Genomic DNA, 22,317 nt, shown 5'->3' on the forward strand with positions numbered 1-22,317 from the left:
GCGGCTCGTCGCTGCCCGCGTACTCCTGTCACGCGACCAGCCAGCCGTCTTCCTCTCCGGAGTACGCACGTGTCGAACCCTTCCACGAGCCTTGCCATGGGCCCGTCCATCACCGCCCTGCCCGTCGGGCGCGGCCTGCTCTACCTCGCCTTCGCCGGGGTCGCCTGGGGCACCGCCGGCGGTGCGGCCGCCCTCGTCTTCGGCGCCAGCGACCTCGGTCCGCTCGCCCTCTCCTTCTGGCGCTGCGCGGGCGGACTCGTCCTGTTGCTCGGCGCGATGGCGCTGCGCCGCCGCCCCGCACCCGTGGCGCCCGAACCGCGCGGCCGCCGGCTGCTGCGCATCATCGGCAGCGGCATCGGCCTGATGATCTTCCAGAGCGCCTACTTCGCGGCCGTCGAGGCGACCGGCCTCGCGGTCGCGACCGTCGTGACACTGGGCGCCGGACCCGTCCTGATCGCACTCGGGGCCCGCCTCACCATGGGCGAGCGGATCGGCTGGGCGGGCGCGGCGGCCGTAGCCGGGGCACTGGCCGGGCTCGCCGTGCTGTGGATCGGCAATGGCGGCGGCACGGTCCGGCCCGCCGGGGTCGTCCTCGCGCTGGTCTCGGCCGCCGGATACGCGGCCATCACGCTGCTGACCAGGTGGCTCGGCCGCAACGGCGGCGCCGCCGATCCCTCGGCGACCACGGCCTGGGCCTTCGGCGTGGCCGCGCTCTGCCTGCTGCCGTTCGCGGGCACCGAAGGCCTGCTGCCGCACACCGCCGAACCGGTGCGGGTGGTGGTCCTGATGCTGTACGTGGCCGCCATACCGACGGCGCTGGCGTACGCCCTCTACTTCGCCGGTGCCGCGGTCGTGCGGGCCGCGACCGTCTCCGTGATCATGCTTCTGGAGCCGGTGAGCGCGGCCGTGATCGCGGTGTCGGTGCTCGGCGAACGGATCACCGCGGCGACCGCGGTGGGCACCACCCTGCTGCTCCTCGCGGTCATCGCACTTGCGGCGACCGAGGCGAGGGACGCCAGGACCCGGCGCGCGGCGATGGCCGCGTAAGGAGCCCCGGGCCCCCGTCGGCAACGTCGTTCTCGGGGGCCCGCCGAGGCCGGATCGGCGTGCCGGGCCCCTCTCTCACAGGGCCGTCAGGTAGTCCGGCACGCCTACCGACGGGTCGAGGTCGTCCGCCGGGATCAGGGCGCCGTGACGCGGGGCGAGCGGCACGACGCCCGCCCAGTGGGGAAGCGCCAGGTCCTCGGCGTCGTCGCTCGGGCCGCCGGTGCGGAGCTTCGCCGAGACCTCGTTCAGATCGAGGCTGATCACGGCGGTCGCGGCCAGCTCCTTGGCGTTGGGGGGTCGCGAGTCGTAGGAGCGTCCCGGCACCACGTGGTCCACCAGCGCGTCCAGCGCGGTGCGCTTCTCCTCGGGGTCGGTGACCTCGTGGGCGATGCCGTGCACCACGACCGAGCGGTAGTTGATCGAGTGGTGGAAGGCGGACCGGGCCAGGACCAGACCGTCGACGTGGGTGACCGTCAGGCACACCGGGAGCCCCGGGTCGGCCTGGCCCGCCGCGCGCAGCGGGCCGGAACCGGTGGAGCCGTGTATGTAGAGCCGCTCGCCGACGCGGCCGTAGAGGGTCGGCAGCACGACCGGCGCGCCGTCGCGGACGAAGCCCAGGTGGCAGACGTACGCCTCGTCGAGGATGCCGTGCACCAGCGCGCGGTCGTACGAGGCGCGTTCGCGGTAGCGGGTGGGTGCGGTGCGGTCGGTCGCCCGGTAGGGGGCCGCGGCGGCAGTGTCCGACATTGCGATCTCCATTGCACTAGTGCATAATGTTGTTTGTGCTAGGAGAATATCGGATTGTTGGGCGGCGCGCATCGGAGATTGCCGAGAGCGTGGAGCGCGCGGTGGGCTCAGGCGGGCTCGAGCCCGGTCAACTACTGCCCCCGCTCAGGGAGTTGGCCACAGAGCTCGGAGTCAATCCCAATACCGTCGCGGCCGCCTACCGGCTGCTGCGCGACCGCGGGGTGATCGAGACGGCGGGCCGGCGAGGCAGCCGGGTGCGCGCGCGGCCCGCGAGCACCGCCCGTGACCTCATCCGTGTGGACGTGCCCCAGGGCGTGCGCGACGTCGCGGACGGCAACCCGGATCCGGCGCTCCTGCCGCCGCTCGCCGACGCGCTCGCGGCCGCCGCCCGCCGCAACGCCGAATCGCCCGGCCGGTACATGTACGGGCAGGACCCCGTGGACGAGGACCTGGCCCGCCTCGCCCGTGCCGCCTTCGACGAAGGGGGCGTGCCGGACGGGCCGATCGGGGTGTTCTCGGGTTCTCTCGATGCCATCGAGCGGGTGCTCACCGCACACCTCCGGCCCGGCGACGCGGTGGCGATCGAGGATCCCGGCTGGGGCGCGGTGCTCGACCTGGTACCGGCGCTCGGACTGCGCCCCGAACCCATGGCCCTGGACGACGAGGGCCCGCTGCCCGAGGGACTGGAGCGCGCCCTGGCCGCGGGTGCCAGGGCAGTGGTCATCACCTGCCGCGCGCAGAACCCGACGGGCGCGGCCGTGAGCGCGGCCCGCGCCCGCGCCCTGCGCGAGGTCCTCAGCGCGCACCCTGGCGTGCTGCTCATCGAGGACGACCACGGGCACGGCATGGTCGATCTGCCGCTGCACCTGGTCTCCCCGGTCACCGAGCGCTGGGCCTTCGTGCGGTCGGTGGCCAAGGCGTACGGTCCGGATCTGCGGCTCGCGGTACTTACTGGTGACGCGGTCACCCTCGACCGGGTGCGCGGGCGCCAGCGCCTCGGCCCCGGCTGGGTCAGCAGACTGCTTCAGCGGGCCGTGGTCGAACTCTGGACGTCGGGTGCCGTCGATCCGGTGAAGGTGGCCCGCTCCTACCGGGAGCGCCGGGAGGGTCTGCTGCGGGCGCTGCGCGAGCGGGGGATCGAGGCCCGTGGGCGCAGCGGCTTCGTGGTCTGGGTGTCGGTGCCCGACGAGACGGGGGCGGTGTCCCGGCTGCTGCACGCCGGGTGGGCGGTGGCGCCTGGCGCCCGCTTCCGGATGGCCTCGGCGCCCGGGGTGCGCATCACGGTCTCAAGTCTGGGCCGCGACGAGATCGGGCCGCTCGCGGACGCCATCGCCTCCGCGGTCGGCCCGGGACCCGGGAACCGCTACGACTACTGAGCCGGGGACTTCGCGGGGGCGGGCCTGGGGGACCGGGACTTCGCGCGCGGGCGGCTCTGGGTCAGGGCCGCGCCCGCGAGCACGATGGCCGCGCCGACCGGGGTGTTCCAGCTGAGGCTCTCGCCGAGGACCGCGACCCCGGCGGCGGTGGCGATCACCGGGATGAAGTAGGTGACCATCTGCGCCGTCGTCGGGCCCACCTCATTGACGAGCCCGTACTGGACGAGCACCGCGAACCCGGTACCGAAGGCGCCAAGCGCCGCGACGGCCAGCAGCGGGACGAGGGGGAACGAGCTCGGGAATCCGGCGAACAGCGGTGTCACCAGGGCCAGTTGGAGCGTGGCGACGCCGAGCTGGGCGCCGATCAGGGACAGGTTCGAGTGCCCGCTGCCCGCCAGCGTGCGGCGGACGTAGATCCAGCCGACCGGATAGCAGAGCGAGGCGAGCAGGGCCATCGCGGTGCCGGTGACGTCCAGACCGTGGAAGCCCTGCCAGGCACCGAGAACCGTGAGCACCCCGAGGAAGCCGAGGCCGAGCCCCGCGACGCGGCGGCGGGTCGGCCGGTCCTCGGAGAGCGCGACCAGCGACAGCGCCATGCCCCACAGTGGCGAGGTCGCGTTGCAGATGCCGGCCAGCGTCGAGGGGATCGTCAGTTCCGAGTACGCGAACAGCGAGAAGGGCGCGGCGTTGAGGAGCAGCGCCGCCACCGTCAGATGCAGCCAGGTGCGGGCTCCGCGCGGCAGTCGCTCGCGCTTGACGGCCATGGCCACGGCGAGCACCACCGTGCCGAAGAGCAGTCGTCCGAAGGTCACCTGGAACGGGGCGTAGCCGTCCGTGCCGACCTTGATGAGCAGGAAGCTGAAGCCCCAGATGAGCGAGAGCGCGGCGAACCGGACGCGCCAGTCAAGGGCGGGACGGCGCGCTGCGGGCGAGGTGGGGGAGGCCGGTGCGGAGAGGGCCCGGGAAGGGGCTGCGGTGCTCATGGCGACCAGGATGGCGCCAGCAATCACGTAGCACAAGCGAGAAAAGGCGAAGGTGATCGGTTAGCATTGCTTATATGTTGAACCTGGAGCGCCTGCGCACCCTCGACGCGGTGGCCCGGCACGGCTCGGTCGGCGGCGCCGCCGACACGCTGCACGTGACCACCTCAGCCGTCTCCCAGCAGCTCGCCAAGCTGGAACGGGAGGCCGGTCAGCCGCTGCTCGCCAAGAACGGGCGCGGGGTGCGGCTCACCGACGCCGGCCGGCTGCTCGCCGAGCACGCCGCCCGCATCCTGTCCCAAGTGCAACTGGCCCAGGCGGAGTTGGAGGCTCAGCGTGGCAGGGTCGTCGGCGACCTCAGGATCGCGGGCTTCGCCACCGCCGCCCGCGGGCTCTTCCCCGCCGCGCTCGCCTCGCTGCGTGCCGAGCACCCGCGGCTCAAGGTCCGCTCCGACGAACTGGAGGCCGACGAATCGGTGCAGGGTGTGCTGCTCGGCGACCTCGACCTCGCGCTCGTACTCGACTGGTACAACAAGCCGCTGCCGCTGCCCGACGGGCTCGCCAAGCGGGCGGTCCTTGACGACCTCGCGGACGTCGCCATGTCCGCCGGTCATCCGCTGGCCGGTCGCGAGACGGTGGGCCTGGAGGAGTTCGCCGAGGACGAGTGGATCACCTGGCCCGAGGGCGAATTCTGCAGCGAGTGGCTGATGTTCACCCTGCGCGGCAAGGGCGTCGAGCCGCGTATCGCCCATGTGGCCCGCGAACACGCCACCCAACTCGCCCTGGTGGAAGCCGGGTTGGGCGTCAGCATCGCCCCGCGCCTGGGCCGGGGTCCGGTGCCGGACGGGGTGCGGGTGGTGCCGGTGCGCGATGCGATGAGCCGCCATGTGTACGCCGTGTGGCGCGCGGACGCCGACCGCAGGCCCTCGATCCGGGCCGCCGTCGACGCCCTGGCCGCGGCGGGCGAGCGGCTCGCCCAGCGGTAGCCCGCGGCCGGGCGACCCCGAACCCCTGAACCGCGACCCGGAAGCCGTTGTCGCCGCACGGAATTCCGGCGCCCGGGTTCTACCGAGCCCTGCCTACCGCCCGAAGTCGCCCCCCAGCTTGCGGAAGTCCCAGGAGACCACCGTGTCCGGCGTCAGCCGCAGCCACGCGTGCCGCCCGTCGTGGAACATCTCCTCCAGGCCGAAGTTCTTCGCCGCGAACAACCGCTCGGGGACGGCGAGTTCGGGGCAGGGCTCGCCCGTGCGCGGGGCCTCGCCGACCGGGACGGCGCTGCCGGTCAGCTCCACCCCGCGCAACTCTCCGTACTCCGTGCCGTCGTCCACCACCACCGCCACCCGCGGATCCTTGCCGAGCTGCGCCCAGCGGCGGCTGCGCGTGATCGAGTACAGCCAGAGCGAGGTGCCGTCCCAGACGTACCAGAGCGGGGCGACGTGCGGACTGCCGTCCGCCGAGACCGTGGCGAGGCGGCAGGTGCGCTGCTCGCCGAGGAAGGCGTCCTGCTCCTCGTCGGTCATCATGATCCGGCGGCCCCGGCGCTGTGTGGCGGTCATCGGCGCCTTCCCTTCCAGTGATGGCAGGCATTCTGACGGTTCGTCAGGAATCATGGCGCGCTCTTCCCTCGTCGCGCAATGGCCGTTAGCCTCCCGCGCCATGGCGACGAAGGAACACCTCGCGGAACAGCTGGCCCCTGCCACGACGGTGCTCATGACCGTCGAGTGCCAACAGGGCGTGGTCGGCAAGGACAGCGCACTGCCCGAACTCGCCACGCAGGCACGGGCTTCGGGGGTGCTGCACAACGTGGCCCGGCTGGTGGCGGGAGCCCATGTGGCGGGCGTCCAGGTGCTGCACGCGGTAGCCGAGCGCCGGCCCGACGGCCGCGGGGCCAGCCGCAACGCCCGACTGTTCCGCGCCGCCGAACGGCTGCCGATCCAGCAGTACTCGGGCTCGCGGGCGGTGCGCGTGGCCGAGCCCATCGAGGTGGCGGACGAGGACATCGTCGTGCGCCGGCTGCACGGCCTGTCGCCGGTGTCCGGCACGGACGTGGACCCGCTGCTGCGCAATCTGGGCTGCCGCACCCTGATCGTTACCGGCGTCTCGGCGAACGTGGCGATCCCCAACGCCGTCTTCGACGCCGTCAACCTCGGCTACACGGCGGTGGTCGCGGCCGATGCCATCGCGGGGGTGCCCGCCGAGTACACCCCCGCAATGATCCGTCACACCCTCGCGCTCGTCGCCACGGTGGCCACCACGGACGAGATCCTGGACTGTCTGAAAGCGCCCCGCCGCGTCACGCGAGCTTGATCGAGCCCCCTTCGACGGAGATCGCGGCGGCGGGCAGCGGGGAGGGCGCGGGCCCACCCTTGACGCTGCCGTCCACAACGTCGAACTTGCTGCCGTGGCAAGGGCAGTTGATGGTGCCGCCGGACACCGACGACACCGCACATCCCTGATGCGTGCACTTCGAGGAGAACGCCTTGAACTGCCCGGCCGTCGGCTGGGTGACCACCACCCCCTGGTCCGCGAAGATCTTCCCGCCGCCCTGCGGAATGTCGGAAGTCTTGCCGAGCACGGTCCCGCCGGCGGCGCCCCCGGCGGGCTTGGCGGAATCGGAACCGGCCGCCTTGTCGGAGCCGCCGCCGCACGCGGTGAGCGCGGCGGCGAGCCCGGTCGCGCCGACCGCCGCGATGACGGTGCGGCGCGCCGGAACCGACGCCGGGCCGGACGGGAGCGATTCGATGCTCATGCTGGCTGTCCTCTCGATCTACGTCACGAAGTTGCGTGCAGTTGTACGGGAACGGGGCGCCCGGTGTTCAGCGGCCCGGCCGGTTGTCCGACCGCGGCCTCCTTCCGGCGGGGAGAAATGGGAGTGGGGACCCGATTGCCGCGAAGTAGCCTGTGGCCATGCTCACTGAAGTCACCGCGACCCGCTATGTCACGCCGTTGCGTGAGGGAGGCTCGCTTCCGGGCATCGTCGAGGCCGACGATCTCGGAACGTACGTCATGAAGTTCACCGGCGCCGGGCAGGGCCGCAAGACGCTCGTCGCGGAGGTCATCTGCGGGGAGCTCGGCCGTCGGCTCGGGCTGCGCGTCCCGGAACTGGTCACCATCCAGCTCGACCCGGTGATCGGCCTCTCCGAGCCGGACCAGGAGGTGCAGGAACTCCTGAAGGCGAGCGGCGGCCTCAACCTCGGGATGGACTACCTGCCCGGCTCGCTCGGCTTCGACCCGCTCGCCTACCAGGTGGACGCGGCCGAGGCCGGCAAGGTCGTCTGGTTCGACGCGCTGATCAACAACGTCGACCGGTCGTGGCGCAACCCCAACATGCTGGTCTGGCACGAGGACCTGTGGCTCATCGACCACGGCGCCACCATGATCTGGCACCACAACTGGCCCGGCGCCCAGGCCTCCGCGGCCAAGCCGTACAACGCATCCGACCATGCGCTGGCGCCGTTCGCTCCCGAGATCGCCGCCGCGGCCGCCGAGCTCGCGCCGCTGGTGACCGAGGAACTCCTGACCGAGGTCGCGGCCCTGGTCCCCGACGAGTGGCTGGTCGACGAGCCCGGTTTCGACACGACCGACGCGCTGCGCCGCGCGTACGTCGAGCCGCTGCTCGCTCGTGCTGGGACGATTCACGAGCGCATCACGCTGGACGCGCCGGCCACCGTCAAGCCCTCGCAGGCCCCCGGCTGGCTGACCGACCACGTCAAGCCCTGGCCGCACCCCACCAAGCAGAGCAAGAAGGACGACGACCGTTGAGCAAGCGCGATGTGTTCGAGTACGCGCTGCTGCGCGTGGTGCCGCGGGTCGAGCGCGGTGAGTGTTTCAACGCGGGCGTGCTGGTGTATTGCCGCGCCCGGTCCTACGTCGCCGCGCGGACATATCTGGACGAGGCGAAGCTGAAGGCGCTTGACCCGCGGGCGGACGTGGTGGGCGTACGGGCCGCCCTGCGCGCCGTCGAAGGCGTCTGTGGCGGCGGCGAGGGGGCCGGGCAGGCGGCGGGCGACGACGCGGGCCGCCGTTTCCGCTGGCTGATCGCGCCGCGCTCCACCGTCGTCCAGCCGGGGCCGGTGCACACCGGTCTGACCCATGACCCGGCGGCCGAGACCGAGCGCCTTCTCGACCTGCTGGTGCGCTGAATCGCGCCCCGGCGGGGGTGTGACATCCGCCAGGGGGATCCGCAGGCCGTTGACACCGGGTGCCAGGGCTTCTAGCGTCACGTCTGCTGAAGCTACTAAGCGGTTGCTCAGTGACTGAGGGCCGCGGATCCCAGGGCGAGGAGAACAGCATGTCCACCACCGAGCAGCGCGTCGCCATCGTGACCGGGGCGGCGCGGGGCATTGGCGCCGCGACCGCCGTCCGGCTTGCGGCCGAGGGCCGGGCCGTCGCCGTACTCGACCTCGACGAGGCGGCCTGCAAGGACACCGTCGACACGATCACCGCGGCGGGCGGGCGAGCCATCGCCGTCGGCTGCGACGTCTCCGACAGCGCCCAGGTGGAGGCGGCCGTCCAGCGCGTCGCCGCGGAACTCGGCGCCCCCACCATCCTCGTCAACAACGCCGGCGTCCTGCGCGACAACCTGCTCTTCAAGATGAGCGAGCTGGACTGGGACACCGTGATGAACGTGCACCTCAAGGGTGCGTTCCTGATGGCCAAGGCCTGTCAGAAGCACATGGTGGACGCCCAGTGGGGCCGGATCGTCTCGCTCTCCTCGTCCTCCGCGCTCGGCAACCGCGGCCAGGCCAACTACTCCGCCGTCAAGGCGGGCCTCCAGGGCTTCACCAAGACCCTCGCCAAGGAACTCGGCAAGTTCGGCGTCACGGCCAATGCGGTGGCCCCCGGCTTCATCGTCACCGAGATGACCGCGCAGACCGCCGCCCGCGTCGGCATGGGCTTCGAGGAGTTCCAGGCCGCGGCCGCCACCCAGATCCCGGTCCAGCGCGTCGGCCACCCCGAGGACATCGCCAACGCCATCGCCTTCTTCACGGGCGACGCCGCCGGATTCGTCTCGGGCCAGGTCATGTACGTGGCCGGCGGCCCGCTCAACTAAGGCCAGGTGCAAGGAACATGACTGAACTTCCTGAACTCTCGGGCAAGGTGGCCCTGGTCACCGGCGCCAGCCGCGGCATCGGCTACGGCATCGCCGAGGCGCTCGTCGCCCGCGGTGATCGCGTGTGCATCACCGGCCGCGGTGAGGACGCCCTCAAGGAGGCCGTCGAGCGGCTCGGCTCCGACCGGGTCATCGCGGTCCCGGGCAAGGCGGCCGACGAGGCCCACCAGGCCACCGCCGTCGAGCGCACCATGGAGGCCTTCGGCCGCGTCGACTTCCTGGTCAACAATGCAGGTACCAACCCGGTGTTCGGCCCGATCGCCGAGCTCGACCTGAACGTCGCGCGCAAGGTCTTCGAGACCAACGTGATCTCCGCCCTCGGCTTCGCCCAGCAGACCTGGAAGGCCTGGCAGCGGGACAACGGCGGAGCGATCGTGAACATCGCCTCCATCGCCGGAGTCTCCGCCTCGCCGTTTATTGGCGCGTACGGCATGAGCAAGGCGGCCATGGTCAATCTGACCCTCCAACTGGCGCACGAGTTCGCGCCCGTGGTCCGGGTCAACGCGATCGCGCCGGCCGTGATCAAGACCAAGTTCGCGCAGGCGCTCTACGAGGGCCGCGAGGCGGAGGCCGCCGCGGCCTATCCGATGGGCCGGCTCGGTGTGCCCTCCGACATCGGCGGCGCGGCCGCGTTCCTCACCTCCGAGCAGTCCGAGTGGGTCACCGGACAGACGCTGGTCGTGGACGGCGGGCTGTTCCTGAACGTCGGAGTGCACTGAGCGGCCGCTTCCGCACCCCACTGTGTCGATTTGTTCCTGAATGTACCAAGCATCCCGCTGAGATGACCGGTTGACTCAGCGGGACGCTGCGGTATGGTCTGCCGATCCACGGCCGACCTAGGAGCGTGCACGTGTTCAAACGGACCATCTGCCGACGCACCACGGCGGCCATGGCGTCCATGTCCCTGCTCGGTGGCTGCGGACTGCTCTCGGCGGGCGGTTCGCAGGCCGGGCAGCAGATCACGGTGGGGACGACGAGCGAGCCGAGCACCCTCGATCCGGCCGCGTCCTGGGACGGCTCGTGGGAGCTGTACCGCAACGTCTTCCAGACGCTGGTGAGCTTCCCGACCGGCAGCAGCGCCCCGCAGCCCGACGCCGCGCAGTCCTGCCGGTTCCAGGACAACTCCAGCCGGACCTTCACGTGCACGCTGCGCAAGGGGCTGACCTTCTCCGACGGAACGACACTCGACGCGAACGCGGTCAAGTACTCCATCGACCGCATCGTGAAGATCAATGTGAAGGCCGGTCCCAAGGGGCTGCTCACCAGCCTGGACCGGGTCACCGCGGACAACGGTCTGACCGTCACCTTCCACCTCAACAAACCCGACGCGACCTTCCCGTTCGTGCTCGGCGCCCCGGCCATGTCGATCGTGGACCCCAAGACGTATCCGGCCGACAAGATCCGCGACGACGGGGGGCTCACCGGCTCGGGCCCCTACACGCTGCAGTCGTACAAGGCCGGCGACCGCGCGGTGCTGAAGAAGAACGCCCATTACGAGGGCTTCGCGGAGCGCCAGAACGACGGCGTGACCATTCGCTACTTCCACGATTCCACCGACATGGTGGACGCCCTCGAACACCATCAGATCGACATCACCTACCGGGGCATAACCGCCGACGAGGTGGAGGACGTCCGCAACCAGAAGGCCGCGGGCAAGCCGCTCCAGCTGATCGAGAACACCGGCACCGAGATCCGCTTCCTGGTGTTCAATCCCAAGGACCCGCAGGCCGCCAACCCGGCGGTGCGCAAGGCCGTCGCCCAGCTCGTGGACCGCGACGCGCTGGTCGCCAGGGTCTACAAGGGCACGGCGGAGCCGCTGTACTCGATGGTCCCCACCGGCGTCACCGGACACACCACCAGCTTCTTCGACACCTACGGATCGCCCAGCGTCCCCAAGGCGAGGGACATCCTGCGCAAGGCCGGCATCACCGGGCCGGTGCCGCTCTCCCTCTGGTACACCACCGACCGCTACGGCTCGTCCATGGCGGCGGAGTTCAAGGAGCTCAAGCGGCAGCTGGATGCCTCGGGACTGTTCCAGGTGACGCTCAACAACCGCCCGTGGAAGACGTACACCGAGGGGTTCCAGGCCGGTGACTTCCCGGTCTTCGGCCGCGGCTGGTTCCCGGACTTCCCCGACCCCGACAACTTCATCGCGCCCTTCGTCGGCAAGGAGAACGCGGTCGGTACGCCCTACGAGCCGCACGAGATCACCACTCAGTTGCTCCCGCAGTCCCGCGAGGTCTCCGACCGGGGTGCCACCAGCAACTTGTTCGAGCGCGCCCAGGACGACCTGGTGGACGACGTGCGGCTGCTGCCGCTGTGGCAGGGCAAGGTCTACCTCGCGGCAAGTGACGACGTCGCGGGCGGCGAGCGCGCCATCGACCAGCAGACCGTCATGCAGATGTGGGAGCTGCACCGCAAGACCAGCTGGTAGGGGCGGGCGCGGGCGGCGTTGTCAGTGGTGGCGGGTAGGTTCGGGAATCTGCGCCGGTGGTGCAGGAACCGAACGTCCCACGGAGGTTGTTGACGTGACCGATATCGCCATGCTGCCCGAGTCCTGGCGCGGCGTCCTCGGCGAGGAGCTCCAGAAGCCGTACTTCAAGGAGCTCACCGACTTCGTCGAGGCGGAGCGGGCGAAGGGCCCCGTCTTTCCGCCCCGCGAGGAGGTCTTCGCGGCTCTGGACGCGACGCCGTACGACCGGGTGAAGGTCCTGGTGCTCGGCCAGGACCCCTACCACGGCGAAGGCCAGGGTCACGGCCTGTGCTTCTCGGTGCGGCCGGGGGTCAGGACGCCGCCTTCGCTGCGCAACATCTACAAGGAGATGAGGGACGAGCTCGGCCTGGACATCCCGGACAACGGGTATCTGATGCCGTGGGCCGAGCAGGGCGTCCTGCTGCTCAACGCGGTGCTCACGGTCCGCTCCGGCGAGGCCAACTCGCACAAGGGCAAGGGCTGGGAGAAGTTCACCGACGCGGTGATCCGCGCGGTGGCCTCGCGGCCCGACCCGGCGGTCTTCGTGCTCTGGGGCAACTACGCGCAGAAGAAGCTCCCGCTGATCGACGAGGAGCGCCACGTCGTGGTGAAGGGCGCGCACCCCTCGCCGCTGTCCGCGAAGAAGTTCTTCGGCTCGCAGCCCTTCACGCAGATCAACAAGGCCGTCGCGGCCCAGGGCCACGCCCCGATCGACTGGCGCATCCCGAACCTGGGCTGAGGGGGGACGGCGGGGGCGGGGCCGGGGGCGTGACGACGTCCGGCTGACAGGGCCGGGTCCCCGCCCGAGCCTGAGGCCGATTGTCAGTGGCGGCGGCTAGCGTCGAGATCGTTCGAGTTTTCTGAACGAGCGGCTGGAGACGCGCAGTGACGGACAGGCTGGAAGCTCCGGGGGACATCGTGATGACCCGGATCGGGCAGGCGATGATGCTGCTGCACGGCGGGGATCGCGAGGAGGCGCGCAACCGCTTCGGCGACCTCTGGGCGGAGATCGGTGAACACGGGGACCCGCTGCACCGCTGCACCCTCGCCCACTACCTGGCCGACGCGCAGGACGACCCCGGGGACGAACTTGCCTGGGACCTGCGGGCATTGGCGGCGGCCGACGGGCTCAGCCAGGAGCGCCTGGAGGAGCACCACGCCTCGCTCGCGGTACGCGCCTTCTACCCCTCGCTCCACCTCAATCTCGCCGCCGACTATCTGAAGCTGCACCGTCCCGCGGAGGCCCGGCTCCATCTCGACCGGGCCCACGTCTCTTTGGACGCTCTCAGCGACGACGCGTACGGGAAGGGCATCCGGGAGGCGCTCGGCCGCCTGGAACGGCAGCTGGACACCGCATGACCCGAGCTGCGTGAGGGCGACCTACGGTTCGTATGACGGCTCATCAATTTCCGTAGGTGTCACGGCAGATGCGTGCCTCGGGGCTGTCGTCGGCCCAGCCTCCGTAGCCTTTGCCCAGGGCGCAGATGCCGCCCGCCGGGGGAAGCGCTGGGCCGGGGCGGGGGCGCTTCGTCGGGGGGTGTGCGGCGGGCACGTGTCCGTGCGCTTCGGGGCGGCCGCGCGGATGATGCCGCCTGGCGGGAGCCTCGGGTTCGGCGGCCTTCGGCGTCGCGGGCCGCGGCGGCGGGGTACTGGGAGGCATGACCGGGTCCAGAGCCTCGCGGGCCGGCGCCTGGACGACCTGGTGGCCGACCCGCTGATCGTGATCGCGATCGTGCCGGGTCGGTTGTGCGGGCGGCGGGGCGGAGGCGGGGCGGGCCTGCACGGAGACGCAGCCCGAGACGCATCCGCAGACGGTCAGGGCCGCGGCGGCCGTCAGGAGCTTCAGCGCGTTTCTGGTTCGGTGCATCCGTCAACTGTGCTGCGCAGAGCGGGAGTTGGGCCAGGTCATGGCCGTTCAATGGCCCGCACGAGTGACACGGCCGTCCCACCGGGTGGACTCGTTCAGTCTCCGGTCGAGCCGTCGATCGCCTCGCGGATCAGGTCGGCGTGCCCGTTGTGGCGCGCGTACTCCTCGATCATGTGGGTGTAGATCCAGCGCAGACTGAAATGTTGGCCGTTGCGGCTGGTGCCCGTGCTCAGCTCGTCGAGCTCGTGCGGGGCGGCCTGTGCGCGGGCGGCGGCGAGCTCGCCGCGCCAGGTGTCCAGCGCCTGTGCGTACGTGTCCTCGGGTTCGACGTGGAAGTCGCGGTCCGCGTCCTCGTCGGTCGCGTACACCGGAACATCGGGCTTCCCGTCGAACACCGTGGTGAACCACCATCGTTCGACCTCCGCCATGTGCCGCAGCAGTCCGAGCAGCGTGAGCGACGAGGACGGCACCGCGGCCGACCTGAGCTGTTCGTCCGTGAGCCCGGAACACTTCCAGGCCAGTGTCTCGCGGTGGTACTCCAGCCAGCCGTCGAGCATGGCCCGCTCGCCGGCGTCGAGAGCGGGCTCGCTGCGCTCGGCCGGCGCGGCCGAGGGTGCTTCGGGGGTCGTCATGGCGTCATCCTCGCGGACCGCCCGGCCGTTGGCGAGCGATTATCCGAGGGGCTCGGCGGTCAGCATGCCGCGCAGAAGCTCGGTGAAGCCGCGGCGGATCTCCGCCTCGGCGGGCACCTCGTCGTGGTACGAACCCGCGACGCAGGAGAACATCAACCCCTCGCTCCAGGAGATCAGGGAGAGAGCGTGGCGTTCGGGCGCGCGGGAGCCGGCCGCGTTCATCAGCGCCACCAACGGCTCCCTGAACTGCCGCGCCGCAGCGTCGTAGTACGCCCGCAGCTCGGGGCGCCGGGTGGCCTCCAGGGCCAACTCGTAGCGCGAGACCAGCAGTTCGCGGTGGTCGGTGAGATGGCGGTGCAGTGCGAGAGCCAGCGCCGCCGCCAGCTCCTCGATGTCGCCGCCGGGTACCGGAAGCTCGGGCGGAACGAGCACCTTGGCCTCCCGTTCGGCCTGCCGTGCGACGGCCGCTTCGAGCAGTGCCTGGCGAGTCCGCGCCTGATTGGAGGTGGAGCCCTGCGGCAGCCCCGCGCGCTCGTCCACGGCCCGGTGGGTCAGCCCGCGCATGCCCCGCTCGACGAGCAGGGTCAGCGCGGTGTCGGCGATGAGGTGGGCACGTGGGGTGCCCGGAGTGCGTGCGGCCATGGGGTCAACCTATCGCTGCCACTACTCCTGTAGTACCGTACGAGTCACTACAGACGTAGTATCCAGGAGGCGTCATGAGCGAGCGAAGCGGGAACGGGGCATCCCGGGCGGTCGTCGTCGGCGGCGGCATCGGCGGACTCACCGCCGCCGCGGCCCTGATCCGGCGCGGCTGGCAGGTCACCGTCCTGGAGCGGGCCGCGCAACTGAGGCCGGTCGGCGCGGGCATCGGCCTCGCCCCCAACGGCCAGCGAGCGCTCGACGTCATCGGTCTGGGGGACGAGATCAGAGCGCTCGCCGCCTGGCAGGGCGACGGCGGCCTGCGCACCCCGGGCGGCCGCTGGCTCTCGCGCACCGACCCGCAGGCCGCGGCCGAGGCCTTCGGGGGCTCGGTCGTGCTGCTGCACCGGGCCACCCTGATCGGCATCCTGGCCGCCGCGCTCCCCGCGGGGACGCTGCGCACCGCAGCCGCCGCCGAACTGGTCGAGTGCGGCGGCGCCGACCGCCCCGCGGTGGTCCGCACGGCCGAGGGCGACATCGAGGCCGAGCTCGTCGTGGCCGCCGACGGCATCCACTCCACCCTGCGCAAGGCCCTCTTCCCCACTCACCCGGGCACCGAGTACTGCGGGTTCACCACCTGGCGCGTCGTGGTGCCCCACCCCGGCCGGCCGTTCGCGCCGCACGAAACCTGGGGGCCCGGCCGGATCTGGGGCACCCAACCCCTCAAGGACGGCCGCGTGTACGCGTACGCGGCGGCCAGGACCCGGCCCGGCGGCCGGGCCGTCAACGGTGAACTGGCCGAACTGCGCCGCCTGTTCGGCACCTGGCACGACCCGATCCCGGCGGTCCTCGACGCCGCCCGGGACACCGACGTGCTGCGCAACGACGTCCACCGCATCGCCGGGGCGCTACCCGCCTACCACCGTGGCCGGGTCGCGCTCATCGGCGACGCCGCCCACGCCATGGCGCCGTCGCTGGGACAGGGCGGCAACCAAGCCATCGAGGACGCGGTCGTCCTCGCCCACCACGCGGACCCGGCGGGGGAACTCGCTGCCGGGCTCGCCCGCTACAGCGCCGAGCGGCTGCCGCGCACCATGGACGTCGCCGGCCGGGCGGAGCGGACCGCACGGCTCACCATGCTGATCAACCCGGTCGGCATCGCCGTCCGCAACTCCCTGATCAGGGCGGCCTCCACGCTCGGCCCCCAACTGATGCTGCGCACCTTCGCGGACATCGCCCTCTGGCAGCCGCCCCGGCGCCCGTATGCTGACCAGGCAAGGAAGCAGGACACCGCGCGGCGACAGGAGACCCCGTGAAGATCGGCTGCATCGGACTCGGGGACATCGCGCAGAAGGCGTATCTGCCCGTGCTGACCACATTGCCGGGCACGGAACTGCACCTGCAGACCCGCACCCCGGCCACCCTCGCGGCGGTGGCCGACACCCACCGCATCGCGGCCGAGCGGTGCCACGCCGACCTCGACTCACTGCTCGCGCAGGGCCTCGACGCGGCGTTCGTGCACGCCCCCACCGCGGTGCACCCCTCGATCGTGACCCGGCTGCTCGAAGCGGGCGTACCGACGTACGTGGACAAGCCCCTGGCGTACGAACTCGCCGAGTCCGAGCGGCTCGTGGCGCTCGCCGAGGAGCGCGGCGTCAGCCTCGCCGTCGGCTTCAACCGGCGCTTCGCGCCCGGTTACGCCCAGTGCGCCGACCACCCACGCGAACTCATCCTGATGCAGAAGAACCGCGTCGGCCTGCCCGAGGACCCGCGCACCCTGGTGCTCGACGACTTCATCCACGTCGTGGACACCTTGCGATTCCTGGTTCCCGGACCCGTCGAGCACACCGTCGTACGGGCTCGGGTCCGCGCGGGTCTCATGGAACACGTGGTGCTCCAGCTCTCCGGCGACGGCTTCACCGCGATCGGCACCATGAACCGGATGAACGGGTCCCCCGAGGAGATCCTGGAGGTCTCGGGCCAGGACACCAAGCGCCAGGTCCTCAACCTCGCCGACGTCGTGGACCACAAGGGCCAGCCCAGCGTGCGCCGCCGCGGCGACTGGGTCCCGGTCGCCCGCCAGCGCGGCATCGAGCAGTCCGTCCTCGCCTTCCTCGATGCCGTACGGGCCGGGAAGACGCTCAGCGCACAGGATGCGCTGGCGACCCATGAGCTGTGCGAGCGGGTGGTGCGGGAGGCCGTCGAGCAGGCCTCCTGAGGGCGCGCGCGCCCTCGGCCGCGCAGAACGCGGCGACCACCGCGAGCGCCGTATACACCGCCCAGTCACCCAGGCGCACGTACAGGGTGGCGCCGCGGGCGAGCGGGACGTCGTACACGGCCGCCGTGCTGGCGCTGGTGCCGAGCCGTTCGCCGATGCGTTCACCGTCCGGACCGTAGACCGCGCTGATCCCGGTCAGCGTGGCATGGACCATGGGGCGGCCCGTCTCGGCGGCGCGCAGGGCGGCGAGCGAGGCGTGCTGGGCGGGCGCCCAGGTGTCCTGGAACGACGATGTCGACGACTGCGCGATGAGCAACTGGGCGCCCATCCGCACCAGATGACGGCTCATGTCGGGGAACGCGGACTCGAAGCACACCAGCGGCCCCACGTGCACTCCGTCCGGCAGTGTCATCACCACGGGAGCGGTGCCGCGTCGGCGGTCCTCGTCCGCGGCCTTGCCGACCGAGGTCGCCCAGCCGAGCAGGGAACGCGCCGGGATGTACTCACCGAACGGCACGAGCCGCATCTTGTCGTAACGCTGTCCGGTCGGCCCCCCGGGCCCGACGAGGACCGAACTCTTGAAGATCCCCGGCTTGTCGGACCTGCGCGCGTCCACGTTGACCAGGATGTCCGCATGGACGTCCTGGGAGAGCGTCGCGATCCGCGCGGCCAGATCCGGCCGGGCCGCCAGGTCCTGGCCCACACTGCTCTCGCCCCACACCACGAGATTCACGTGCCGGCCCGCCAGCGAACGCGTCAGTGCCTCGCTGCGGGCGAACCGGGCATCACCGTCCTCGATCACACCGGGCTGCACCACCGCGACCCGCAGCCGGCCGTCCCGCTCGGTGTGCGGAGCCCACATCCATGCCGCCCCCGTGATGAGGGCGCACACCACGAGCGCGGACACCGCCGCGGACCGCACATGGGGGAGCACCACACCAAGGGCCACGGCCGTGTTGACCGCCACCACGAGCAGGCTCACCAGCCAGACCCCGCCCACCGACATCAGGCGCAGCGCCGGAGTGACCTCCCATTGGCTGGCGCCGAGCAGTCCCCAGGGACCGCCGAGCCCCTGCCAGGACCGGACGAGCTCCACCATCAGCCAGCCCGACGGCACCACGGCGATGGCGGCCAGAGCGCGAGCTGCACGAGGGCGGCCGCCCAGCGTCGAGCGCACGAGCACGCCCCACGGCGCCCACAGCAGCCCGAGCAGCGCGGCCAGGACCACGATGAAGACGTTCAGGCTCGGCATCAGCCAGTGATGCACGGCGATCATGAACCCGGTGCCGCCGAGCCACCCGTCGAGTGCCGCCCGGCGCGCACCGGGCGCGGAACGGATCAGGAGCAGCCACGGTACGAGGGCGACATACGCGAACCACCACAGCGAGGGAGCCGGGAAAGCGAGCGCGGGCAGCGCCCCCGCCAGCAGCGCGGCGGTGCCGCGCCACCACGCGGAGTCCAGACGCGGACGATGACGACCGACCGGAATCCGCATACCGCGCCTCCTTGCCCACCCCCGTGATCCCATGTGTTCTGGCACCACCCAGTGTGCGGGAGCACAACGGCCCCGCACAGATGGCGGGAGCGCCCGGCGCGCCCACGGTGAGACTCAGGCCCGTTCCCGGCTCGCGCGCGCCCCGGCCGGCGCGAGTCCTGGCCCGCGCTCGCTTGGCCCGTGCACGCCGCCCGTGCACGCCCCCGCTCGCGCGCGTCCGGGCGCCCTGCGCACCCGGGCCGCGGGTTCAGGCCCCGGCGAGTGCCCCCGAGACGCGCCGCCATTTCTCGTGCACGGTCACCGACCGGAGCCGCCACCCGGCATCCGTACGGACCAGCGAGAAGGCGTAGCGTCCGCCGGACTCGAAATCGGGCGCCGGCGAGCCGCCCGCACCGTTCCCTGAGCCCCCGAAGCACATGGGGTTGAAGTAGTCGGCGCGGACTTCCGCGCGGTCGCCCGGGTAGCCGCCGAGGTCCTGGAGGGTCAGCGTCCGGTTGGTGATCAGATGCTGGCGGACCGGGAAGAGCCGCATGGTTTCCGCGAGCCACTGGGCCACCTCATCGGCGGAGCCCGCGATGCCGCCCGAAGCGCGGTAGTCGGCGCGGCCGTCCGCGGCGAACAGGGCGCGGTAAGCCGGCCAGTCCCCGTCGTCCACCGCCGCGGCGTAGCCGGTGATGAGTTCGTCGATGGCCAAGCGGTCCAACACGGTCCCGAGATCCACGCGCTGCGTCATCGGCTCAGTCTCCGGCAGCGGACCCCGAAGTCCAAGGGCCCTGCACTTGTGGCTCGTTGGCGGGCCGTGCTACCGCTGGCCCATGATGGAAGAGACGGCCTGCGTGCCTGATGAGACTGCTCCCGTGGTACGCAGCGAACGACGCGGCCCGGTCACGACCGTGGTGCTCTCGCGGCCCGGAGCGCGCAACGCGGTGGACGGCCCGACCGCACGGGCGCTCGCCGACGCCTTCCGCGCCTTCGAGGCCGACGAGCAGGCCGCGGTGGCCGTGCTGTGGGGCGAGGGCGGCACGTTCTGCGCGGGTGCGGACCTGAAGGCCATCGGCACCGAGCGCGGCAACGCGGTGGCCGAGGACGGGGACGGGCCGATGGGACCGACCCGGCTGCGGCTGTCCAAACCGGTGATCGCGGCCGTCGCCGGACACGCCGTGGCGGGCGGCCTGGAACTCGCGCTCTGGTGCGATCTGCGGGTCGTGGAGGAGGACGCTGTATTTGGAGTGTTCTGCCGACGTTGGGGCGTTCCCCTGATCGACGGCGGAACGGTACGCCTGCCGAGGCTGATCGGGGCGGGCCGCGCCATGGACCTCGTCCTGACCGGGCGGCCGGTGGACTCGGCGGAGGCTCTGGCCATCGGCCTCGCCGACCGGATCGTGCCGAGCGGGACGGTCCGCGCCGCCGCCGAGGAACTCGCCGCGCAGATTGCCGCGTTCCCCCAGACCTGTCTGCGCCACGACCGGATGTCCCTGCTCGAACAGGAGGGCCTGGCCGAACCGGAAGCGCTGCTCAACGAGGTGCGCCACGGGGTCCGCGCACTGGGGGAGGCGACCGAGGGGGCGGCGAGGTTCGCCGCCGGGGCGGGCCGGCACGGAACCTTCGAGGGTTCCAACTGATCGGTGCCGGGGCCGAGTTGCGGCGCCTGAGGTTCGGTGCCGCACCCGGTACGGGCGGGTGAGGCCCGTACCGGGGAGTCTGCTGGGCGATCAGCGGAAGATGACGGAGCGGAACTTCAGCTTGTCGGAGGCGTGCCCGCCGTGCGGACGCAGGCTGAAGTGCGCACCCTTGCAGTGAATGTCGGTGAATACCGTCGCCTTGGCGTCGGTGCGGTTGCGCGGGGAGTGGGCGGGACTCGACGCACGTCGGCCGGTGACCTCGCGCAGGTTGATGCACTCCCGGCCGTGCGGGTGCTTCAGCCGGGCTTCCCGGACGTGTCCGTGGGGGCCGCTGTAGGAGTAGACGAACTCGCCGCCGACGGCGTTGGCCGAGGTCGGCAGGGTGATGACCAGCGCGAGCGCGCCGAGGGCGGCGGCGACGGAGGCACGAAAACGCATGAAGAACACTCCTGAATACGGAGAAAAGGATTCCGATTCAGGCTGTCCCGGCCTGCCGCCGATTGTGGTGCTCACCACAGCGCGTCACTCGTAAGGGAGCCGACGAACCGATTCGCCTTGGGCTCTGTGGGCTAGGCGTGCCGGGCCCGCGATTGACCGGCCGCGTGGTACCTGGAACGGCTGGACGGCGGGCCGTGGCTACGGCCGGCGGATGTACGGCGTCGTGACGGTCAGCGGTACGAAGCCGAGGCGTCGCAGGATGGGGCGGCTCTGGTCGGACGCGTCGACCTGGAGGTAGCGGTAGCCGCGCTCGGCGGCGACGCGGGTGCGGTAGACGATCAGCGCGCGGTAGATGCCCTTGCCCCGCCACTCGGGCAGGGTGCCGCCGCCCCACAGGCTCGCGAACTCCGTCCCCGGGTGGAAGTCCATGCGGGCCGCGCTCACGGGTAGGGCACCGGCCATGGCGACGACCGCGGTGACGGTCTCGGGCGCCTCGGCGAACTGGGCGAGCAGTCGCTCCCTGACGCGGGTGGAGTCGTTGTCGAAGGCGCGGTCGTGGACGTACGTCATCAGGTCGACACCGGCCGCATCGGTCACCGGACGCAGCGTGATGCCCTCGGCGGGCTCGACGTCGTGCGGCAGGTCCGCGACGCGGGCGACCATGACCGTCTCCGCGGGTTCGGCGTCGAATCCGGCCGCGCGCAGGCGCTCCCCGAGGTCGGCGGGGCGGTCGTGGTCGTACAGCTTCCACTCGAATTCGTTGCCGAGGGAGGCGAAGTGGCGTACCTGCGCCGCGATCTCGGCGTCGGCGGACGTGGCCGTCAGAGCCGACCACAGGACGCCGTTCCACACGTGGCCGGGGCCCACCTGCCGTACGACATCGCCGACCCGCTCGACCGTGGCACCCGGCCCGTCCGCCAGGGCGTTCTCGCGCAGCTGCCGGTCGAAGACGGCCAGCAGTGTGTCGGCGGTGTCGCTGTCAGGCGTGGTGGTGTTCATCCGGTCACTCCAGCACCGTGATGAGGACCACAGCAACTGAGATTCGGGGCGGGTCAGGCGCGGGGCTCCGAGGAGGCGGCGCTGGCGAGGGGTGCCGCCTCGCCCACGGCGTCGGCCCAGTCGGCGAGCAGCCGCTCGTACTCCTCCGCGGGCCACTGGCCGTCCGCGCCGTCGACGAGCGCGCGGATGGCGTCGTTGGCGGCGTCGGCGTCGGGCGGCACGCAGGCGGCGGCCCGGTCGGAGGAAGAAGACATGCGACCAGGCTACGGGGCCGGTCGGACATTCCGCTCTGCTTTACAGCTGAAGAGCAGGTGAGCGCGGTCAATGGTGTGCGAGATCACATGCCGCGGGGCGTTTGAGCGCGGGTTCGGCGTCAGGCTGCCTGGGCGGTGTCGCTGCGTATCGCCGTCGCCCACTCGATCAGGAGCCACCGGTAGCGCTCCTCCTCGCCGGGGGACAGATGTCCGTCGGACCGCTCCCACAGGGAGCGGATCTCCGCGTTCACCACGTCGGCGGAGCGAACGGACCGGAAGTCGGAAGTCGGGGGCATGGGGCAAGCCTACGGCCACGAGGTGACCCACGGACACGAAGTGGGAACTCTCAGCCACCAATTGGCTGTTGAGCAGGGTGGAGCCGGGGCGGCGCGGGAGCGGCACCGGCCCGTGCGGAGG

At 71.7% G+C, this 22,317-nt stretch carries 27 protein-coding genes; 14 read left to right on the plus strand and 13 right to left on the minus strand.

What is annotated here, in order from left to right; translation table 11 throughout:
* Nucleotides 1-96 precede the first annotated feature (96 nt).
* A complete protein-coding gene (locus OG522_RS31140; RefSeq protein ID WP_329467809.1) occupies nt 97-1,047 on the plus strand; it encodes a DMT family transporter in 951 nt (316 codons plus the stop codon).
* 75 nt (nt 1,048-1,122) lie between these two features.
* Here the strand turns inward: OG522_RS31140 and OG522_RS31145 are convergent, their stop codons facing one another.
* Nucleotides 1,123-1,794: a pyridoxamine 5'-phosphate oxidase family protein gene (locus OG522_RS31145; RefSeq protein ID WP_329466360.1), complete on the minus strand. Its 672-nt coding sequence runs from the start codon at nt 1,792-1,794 to the stop codon at nt 1,123-1,125.
* Between the two features lie 35 nt (nt 1,795-1,829).
* On the opposite strand from OG522_RS31145, the gene OG522_RS31150 reads away from it, so the two are divergent.
* Nucleotides 1,830-3,170: an aminotransferase class I/II-fold pyridoxal phosphate-dependent enzyme gene (locus OG522_RS31150; RefSeq protein WP_329466361.1), complete on the plus strand. Its 1,341-nt coding sequence runs from the start codon at nt 1,830-1,832 to the stop codon at nt 3,168-3,170.
* Here the strand turns inward: OG522_RS31150 and OG522_RS31155 are convergent.
* Nucleotides 3,164-4,153 (minus strand): DMT family transporter, encoded by a 990-nt coding sequence (locus tag OG522_RS31155; RefSeq protein WP_443074768.1) that lies wholly within the window; start codon nt 4,151-4,153, stop codon nt 3,164-3,166. The two genes, OG522_RS31150 and OG522_RS31155, sit on opposite strands and share 7 nt — an antisense overlap.
* A gap of 74 nt (nt 4,154-4,227) precedes the next feature.
* Between OG522_RS31155 and OG522_RS31160 the strand changes: the two genes are divergently transcribed.
* Entirely contained in the window at nt 4,228-5,136 is a 909-nt protein-coding gene (locus OG522_RS31160) for a LysR family transcriptional regulator (RefSeq protein WP_329466363.1), read from the plus strand.
* Between the two features lie 93 nt (nt 5,137-5,229).
* On the opposite strand, the gene OG522_RS31165 is transcribed toward OG522_RS31160, so the two are convergent.
* Entirely contained in the window at nt 5,230-5,706 is a 477-nt protein-coding gene (locus tag OG522_RS31165; protein ID WP_329466364.1) for a pyridoxamine 5'-phosphate oxidase family protein, read from the minus strand.
* A gap of 100 nt (nt 5,707-5,806) precedes the next feature.
* Between OG522_RS31165 and OG522_RS31170 the strand changes: the two genes are divergently transcribed.
* On the plus strand, nt 5,807-6,457 hold the full coding sequence (locus tag OG522_RS31170) for an isochorismatase family protein (RefSeq protein ID WP_329466365.1): 651 nt from the start codon (nt 5,807-5,809) through the stop codon (nt 6,455-6,457).
* Here OG522_RS31170 and OG522_RS31175 read toward each other — a convergent pair.
* Nucleotides 6,444-6,899: a Rieske (2Fe-2S) protein gene (locus OG522_RS31175; RefSeq protein WP_329466366.1), complete on the minus strand. Its 456-nt coding sequence runs from the start codon at nt 6,897-6,899 to the stop codon at nt 6,444-6,446. The genes OG522_RS31170 and OG522_RS31175 overlap by 14 nt on opposite strands.
* Nucleotides 6,900-7,057: 158 nt before the next feature.
* Here OG522_RS31175 and OG522_RS31180 point away from each other — a divergent pair, with 158 nt between their 5' ends.
* The 7 genes from OG522_RS31180 to OG522_RS31210 all read left to right on the plus strand — a co-directional run bounded on the left by OG522_RS31180 (nt 7,058) and on the right by OG522_RS31210 (nt 13,095).
* The gene (locus OG522_RS31180; RefSeq protein ID WP_329466367.1) at nt 7,058-7,912 is read left to right on the plus strand and encodes a HipA family kinase; all 855 of its coding nucleotides are present in this window, start codon (nt 7,058-7,060) and stop codon (nt 7,910-7,912) included.
* Nucleotides 7,909-8,292: a DUF3037 domain-containing protein gene (locus OG522_RS31185; protein ID WP_329466368.1), complete on the plus strand. Its 384-nt coding sequence runs from the start codon at nt 7,909-7,911 to the stop codon at nt 8,290-8,292. Before OG522_RS31180 ends, OG522_RS31185 begins: the two co-directional genes overlap by 4 nt.
* A 149-nt stretch (nt 8,293-8,441) precedes the next feature.
* Complete coding sequence (gene fabG / locus OG522_RS31190) at nt 8,442-9,203, plus strand: 3-oxoacyl-ACP reductase FabG (RefSeq protein WP_329466369.1); 762 nt, start codon at nt 8,442-8,444, stop codon at nt 9,201-9,203.
* Nucleotides 9,204-9,220: 17 nt separating this feature from the next.
* Nucleotides 9,221-9,982 (plus strand): SDR family oxidoreductase, encoded by a 762-nt coding sequence (locus tag OG522_RS31195; protein WP_329466370.1) that lies wholly within the window; start codon nt 9,221-9,223, stop codon nt 9,980-9,982.
* Between the two features lie 179 nt (nt 9,983-10,161).
* Nucleotides 10,162-11,697, plus strand: a complete 1,536-nt coding sequence (locus OG522_RS31200) for an ABC transporter substrate-binding protein (protein ID WP_329467810.1) — start codon at nt 10,162-10,164, stop codon at nt 11,695-11,697.
* 94 nt (nt 11,698-11,791) lie between these two features.
* The gene (gene ung, locus OG522_RS31205) at nt 11,792-12,475 is read left to right on the plus strand and encodes a uracil-DNA glycosylase (protein ID WP_329466371.1); all 684 of its coding nucleotides are present in this window, start codon (nt 11,792-11,794) and stop codon (nt 12,473-12,475) included.
* Between the two features lie 182 nt (nt 12,476-12,657).
* On the plus strand, nt 12,658-13,095 hold the full coding sequence (locus OG522_RS31210; RefSeq protein WP_443074850.1) for a hypothetical protein: 438 nt from the start codon (nt 12,658-12,660) through the stop codon (nt 13,093-13,095).
* A gap of 43 nt (nt 13,096-13,138) precedes the next feature.
* Here the strand turns inward: OG522_RS31210 and OG522_RS31215 are convergent, their stop codons facing one another.
* The 3 genes from OG522_RS31215 to OG522_RS31225 form a co-directional block, all read right to left on the minus strand.
* Nucleotides 13,139-13,603, minus strand: a complete 465-nt coding sequence (locus OG522_RS31215) for a hypothetical protein (protein ID WP_329466373.1) — start codon at nt 13,601-13,603, stop codon at nt 13,139-13,141.
* Between the two features lie 95 nt (nt 13,604-13,698).
* Nucleotides 13,699-14,235: a DinB family protein gene (locus OG522_RS31220; protein WP_329466374.1), complete on the minus strand. Its 537-nt coding sequence runs from the start codon at nt 14,233-14,235 to the stop codon at nt 13,699-13,701.
* A 39-nt stretch (nt 14,236-14,274) separates the two neighbouring features.
* Nucleotides 14,275-14,877: a TetR/AcrR family transcriptional regulator gene (locus OG522_RS31225; RefSeq protein ID WP_329466375.1), complete on the minus strand. Its 603-nt coding sequence runs from the start codon at nt 14,875-14,877 to the stop codon at nt 14,275-14,277.
* 74 nt (nt 14,878-14,951) lie between these two features.
* Here OG522_RS31225 and OG522_RS31230 point away from each other — a divergent pair, with 74 nt between their 5' ends.
* Both OG522_RS31230 and OG522_RS31235 read left to right on the plus strand, forming a co-directional pair.
* Nucleotides 14,952-16,190, plus strand: a complete 1,239-nt coding sequence (locus OG522_RS31230) for an FAD-dependent monooxygenase (protein WP_329466376.1) — start codon at nt 14,952-14,954, stop codon at nt 16,188-16,190.
* On the plus strand, nt 16,187-17,092 hold the full coding sequence (locus OG522_RS31235; RefSeq protein WP_329466377.1) for a Gfo/Idh/MocA family protein: 906 nt from the start codon (nt 16,187-16,189) through the stop codon (nt 17,090-17,092). Before OG522_RS31230 ends, OG522_RS31235 begins: the two co-directional genes overlap by 4 nt.
* Here the strand turns inward: OG522_RS31235 and lnt are convergent.
* Nucleotides 17,016-18,587 carry an apolipoprotein N-acyltransferase gene (gene lnt / locus OG522_RS31240; protein WP_329466378.1) on the minus strand — a complete coding sequence of 524 codons (1,572 nt, stop codon included), beginning with the start codon at nt 18,585-18,587 and terminating at the stop codon, nt 17,016-17,018. The two genes, OG522_RS31235 and lnt, sit on opposite strands and share 77 nt — an antisense overlap.
* Before the next feature lie 247 nt (nt 18,588-18,834).
* A complete protein-coding gene (locus OG522_RS31245; protein WP_329466379.1) occupies nt 18,835-19,320 on the minus strand; it encodes a nuclear transport factor 2 family protein in 486 nt (161 codons plus the stop codon).
* 103 nt (nt 19,321-19,423) lie between these two features.
* On the opposite strand from OG522_RS31245, the gene OG522_RS31250 reads away from it, so the two are divergent.
* Nucleotides 19,424-20,209, plus strand: coding sequence for a crotonase/enoyl-CoA hydratase family protein (locus tag OG522_RS31250; RefSeq protein WP_329466380.1), 786 nt, complete (start codon nt 19,424-19,426; stop codon nt 20,207-20,209).
* A 90-nt stretch (nt 20,210-20,299) separates the two neighbouring features.
* On the opposite strand, the gene OG522_RS31255 is transcribed toward OG522_RS31250, so the two are convergent.
* The 4 genes from OG522_RS31255 to OG522_RS31270 form a co-directional block, all read right to left on the minus strand.
* Nucleotides 20,300-20,647, minus strand: a complete 348-nt coding sequence (locus OG522_RS31255) for a hypothetical protein (protein WP_329466381.1) — start codon at nt 20,645-20,647, stop codon at nt 20,300-20,302.
* 198 nt (nt 20,648-20,845) lie between these two features.
* Nucleotides 20,846-21,646: a GNAT family N-acetyltransferase gene (locus OG522_RS31260; RefSeq protein ID WP_329466382.1), complete on the minus strand. Its 801-nt coding sequence runs from the start codon at nt 21,644-21,646 to the stop codon at nt 20,846-20,848.
* Nucleotides 21,647-21,699: 53 nt separating this feature from the next.
* The gene (locus tag OG522_RS31265) at nt 21,700-21,900 is read right to left on the minus strand and encodes a hypothetical protein (protein WP_329466383.1); all 201 of its coding nucleotides are present in this window, start codon (nt 21,898-21,900) and stop codon (nt 21,700-21,702) included.
* A gap of 119 nt (nt 21,901-22,019) precedes the next feature.
* On the minus strand, nt 22,020-22,196 hold the full coding sequence (locus OG522_RS31270) for a hypothetical protein (RefSeq protein WP_329466384.1): 177 nt from the start codon (nt 22,194-22,196) through the stop codon (nt 22,020-22,022).
* Between the last annotated feature and the right edge of the window lie 121 nt (nt 22,197-22,317).

Origin of the sequence: Streptomyces sp. NBC_01431, from assembly GCF_036231355.1 — a bacterium.
Taxonomy (GTDB): Bacteria; Actinomycetota; Actinomycetes; order Streptomycetales; family Streptomycetaceae; genus Streptomyces.

Excerpts from the sequence above, each read along its gene's own strand:
- OG522_RS31210 (WP_443074850.1), top strand. The coding sequence starts at position 12,658 with ATGACCCGGATCGGGCAGGCGATGATGCTGCTGCACGGCGGGGATCGC.
- OG522_RS31230 (WP_329466376.1), top strand. The coding sequence starts at position 14,952 with ATGAGCGAGCGAAGCGGGAACGGGGCATCCCGGGCGGTCGTCGTCGGC.
- OG522_RS31265 (WP_329466383.1), bottom strand. The coding sequence starts at position 21,900 with ATGTCTTCTTCCTCCGACCGGGCCGCCGCCTGCGTGCCGCCCGACGCC.
- fabG (WP_329466369.1), top strand. The coding sequence starts at position 8,442 with ATGTCCACCACCGAGCAGCGCGTCGCCATCGTGACCGGGGCGGCGCGG.
- OG522_RS31145 (WP_329466360.1), bottom strand. The coding sequence starts at position 1,794 with ATGTCGGACACTGCCGCCGCGGCCCCCTACCGGGCGACCGACCGCACC.
- OG522_RS31220 (WP_329466374.1), bottom strand. The coding sequence starts at position 14,235 with ATGACGACCCCCGAAGCACCCTCGGCCGCGCCGGCCGAGCGCAGCGAG.
- OG522_RS31270 (WP_329466384.1), bottom strand. The coding sequence starts at position 22,196 with ATGCCCCCGACTTCCGACTTCCGGTCCGTTCGCTCCGCCGACGTGGTG.
- OG522_RS31215 (WP_329466373.1), bottom strand. The coding sequence starts at position 13,603 with ATGCACCGAACCAGAAACGCGCTGAAGCTCCTGACGGCCGCCGCGGCC.
- OG522_RS31165 (WP_329466364.1), bottom strand. The coding sequence starts at position 5,706 with ATGACCGCCACACAGCGCCGGGGCCGCCGGATCATGATGACCGACGAG.
- OG522_RS31245 (WP_329466379.1), bottom strand. The coding sequence starts at position 19,320 with ATGACGCAGCGCGTGGATCTCGGGACCGTGTTGGACCGCTTGGCCATC.
- OG522_RS31195 (WP_329466370.1), top strand. The coding sequence starts at position 9,221 with ATGACTGAACTTCCTGAACTCTCGGGCAAGGTGGCCCTGGTCACCGGC.
- OG522_RS31170 (WP_329466365.1), top strand. The coding sequence starts at position 5,807 with ATGGCGACGAAGGAACACCTCGCGGAACAGCTGGCCCCTGCCACGACG.
- OG522_RS31200 (WP_329467810.1), top strand. The coding sequence starts at position 10,162 with ATGTCCCTGCTCGGTGGCTGCGGACTGCTCTCGGCGGGCGGTTCGCAG.
- OG522_RS31255 (WP_329466381.1), bottom strand. The coding sequence starts at position 20,647 with ATGCGTTTTCGTGCCTCCGTCGCCGCCGCCCTCGGCGCGCTCGCGCTG.
- OG522_RS31160 (WP_329466363.1), top strand. The coding sequence starts at position 4,228 with ATGTTGAACCTGGAGCGCCTGCGCACCCTCGACGCGGTGGCCCGGCAC.
- OG522_RS31140 (WP_329467809.1), top strand. The coding sequence starts at position 97 with ATGGGCCCGTCCATCACCGCCCTGCCCGTCGGGCGCGGCCTGCTCTAC.
- OG522_RS31180 (WP_329466367.1), top strand. The coding sequence starts at position 7,058 with ATGCTCACTGAAGTCACCGCGACCCGCTATGTCACGCCGTTGCGTGAG.
- OG522_RS31225 (WP_329466375.1), bottom strand. The coding sequence starts at position 14,877 with ATGGCCGCACGCACTCCGGGCACCCCACGTGCCCACCTCATCGCCGAC.
- OG522_RS31155 (WP_443074768.1), bottom strand. The coding sequence starts at position 4,153 with ATGAGCACCGCAGCCCCTTCCCGGGCCCTCTCCGCACCGGCCTCCCCC.
- OG522_RS31175 (WP_329466366.1), bottom strand. The coding sequence starts at position 6,899 with ATGAGCATCGAATCGCTCCCGTCCGGCCCGGCGTCGGTTCCGGCGCGC.
- OG522_RS31260 (WP_329466382.1), bottom strand. The coding sequence starts at position 21,646 with ATGAACACCACCACGCCTGACAGCGACACCGCCGACACACTGCTGGCC.
- lnt (WP_329466378.1), bottom strand. The coding sequence starts at position 18,587 with ATGCGGATTCCGGTCGGTCGTCATCGTCCGCGTCTGGACTCCGCGTGG.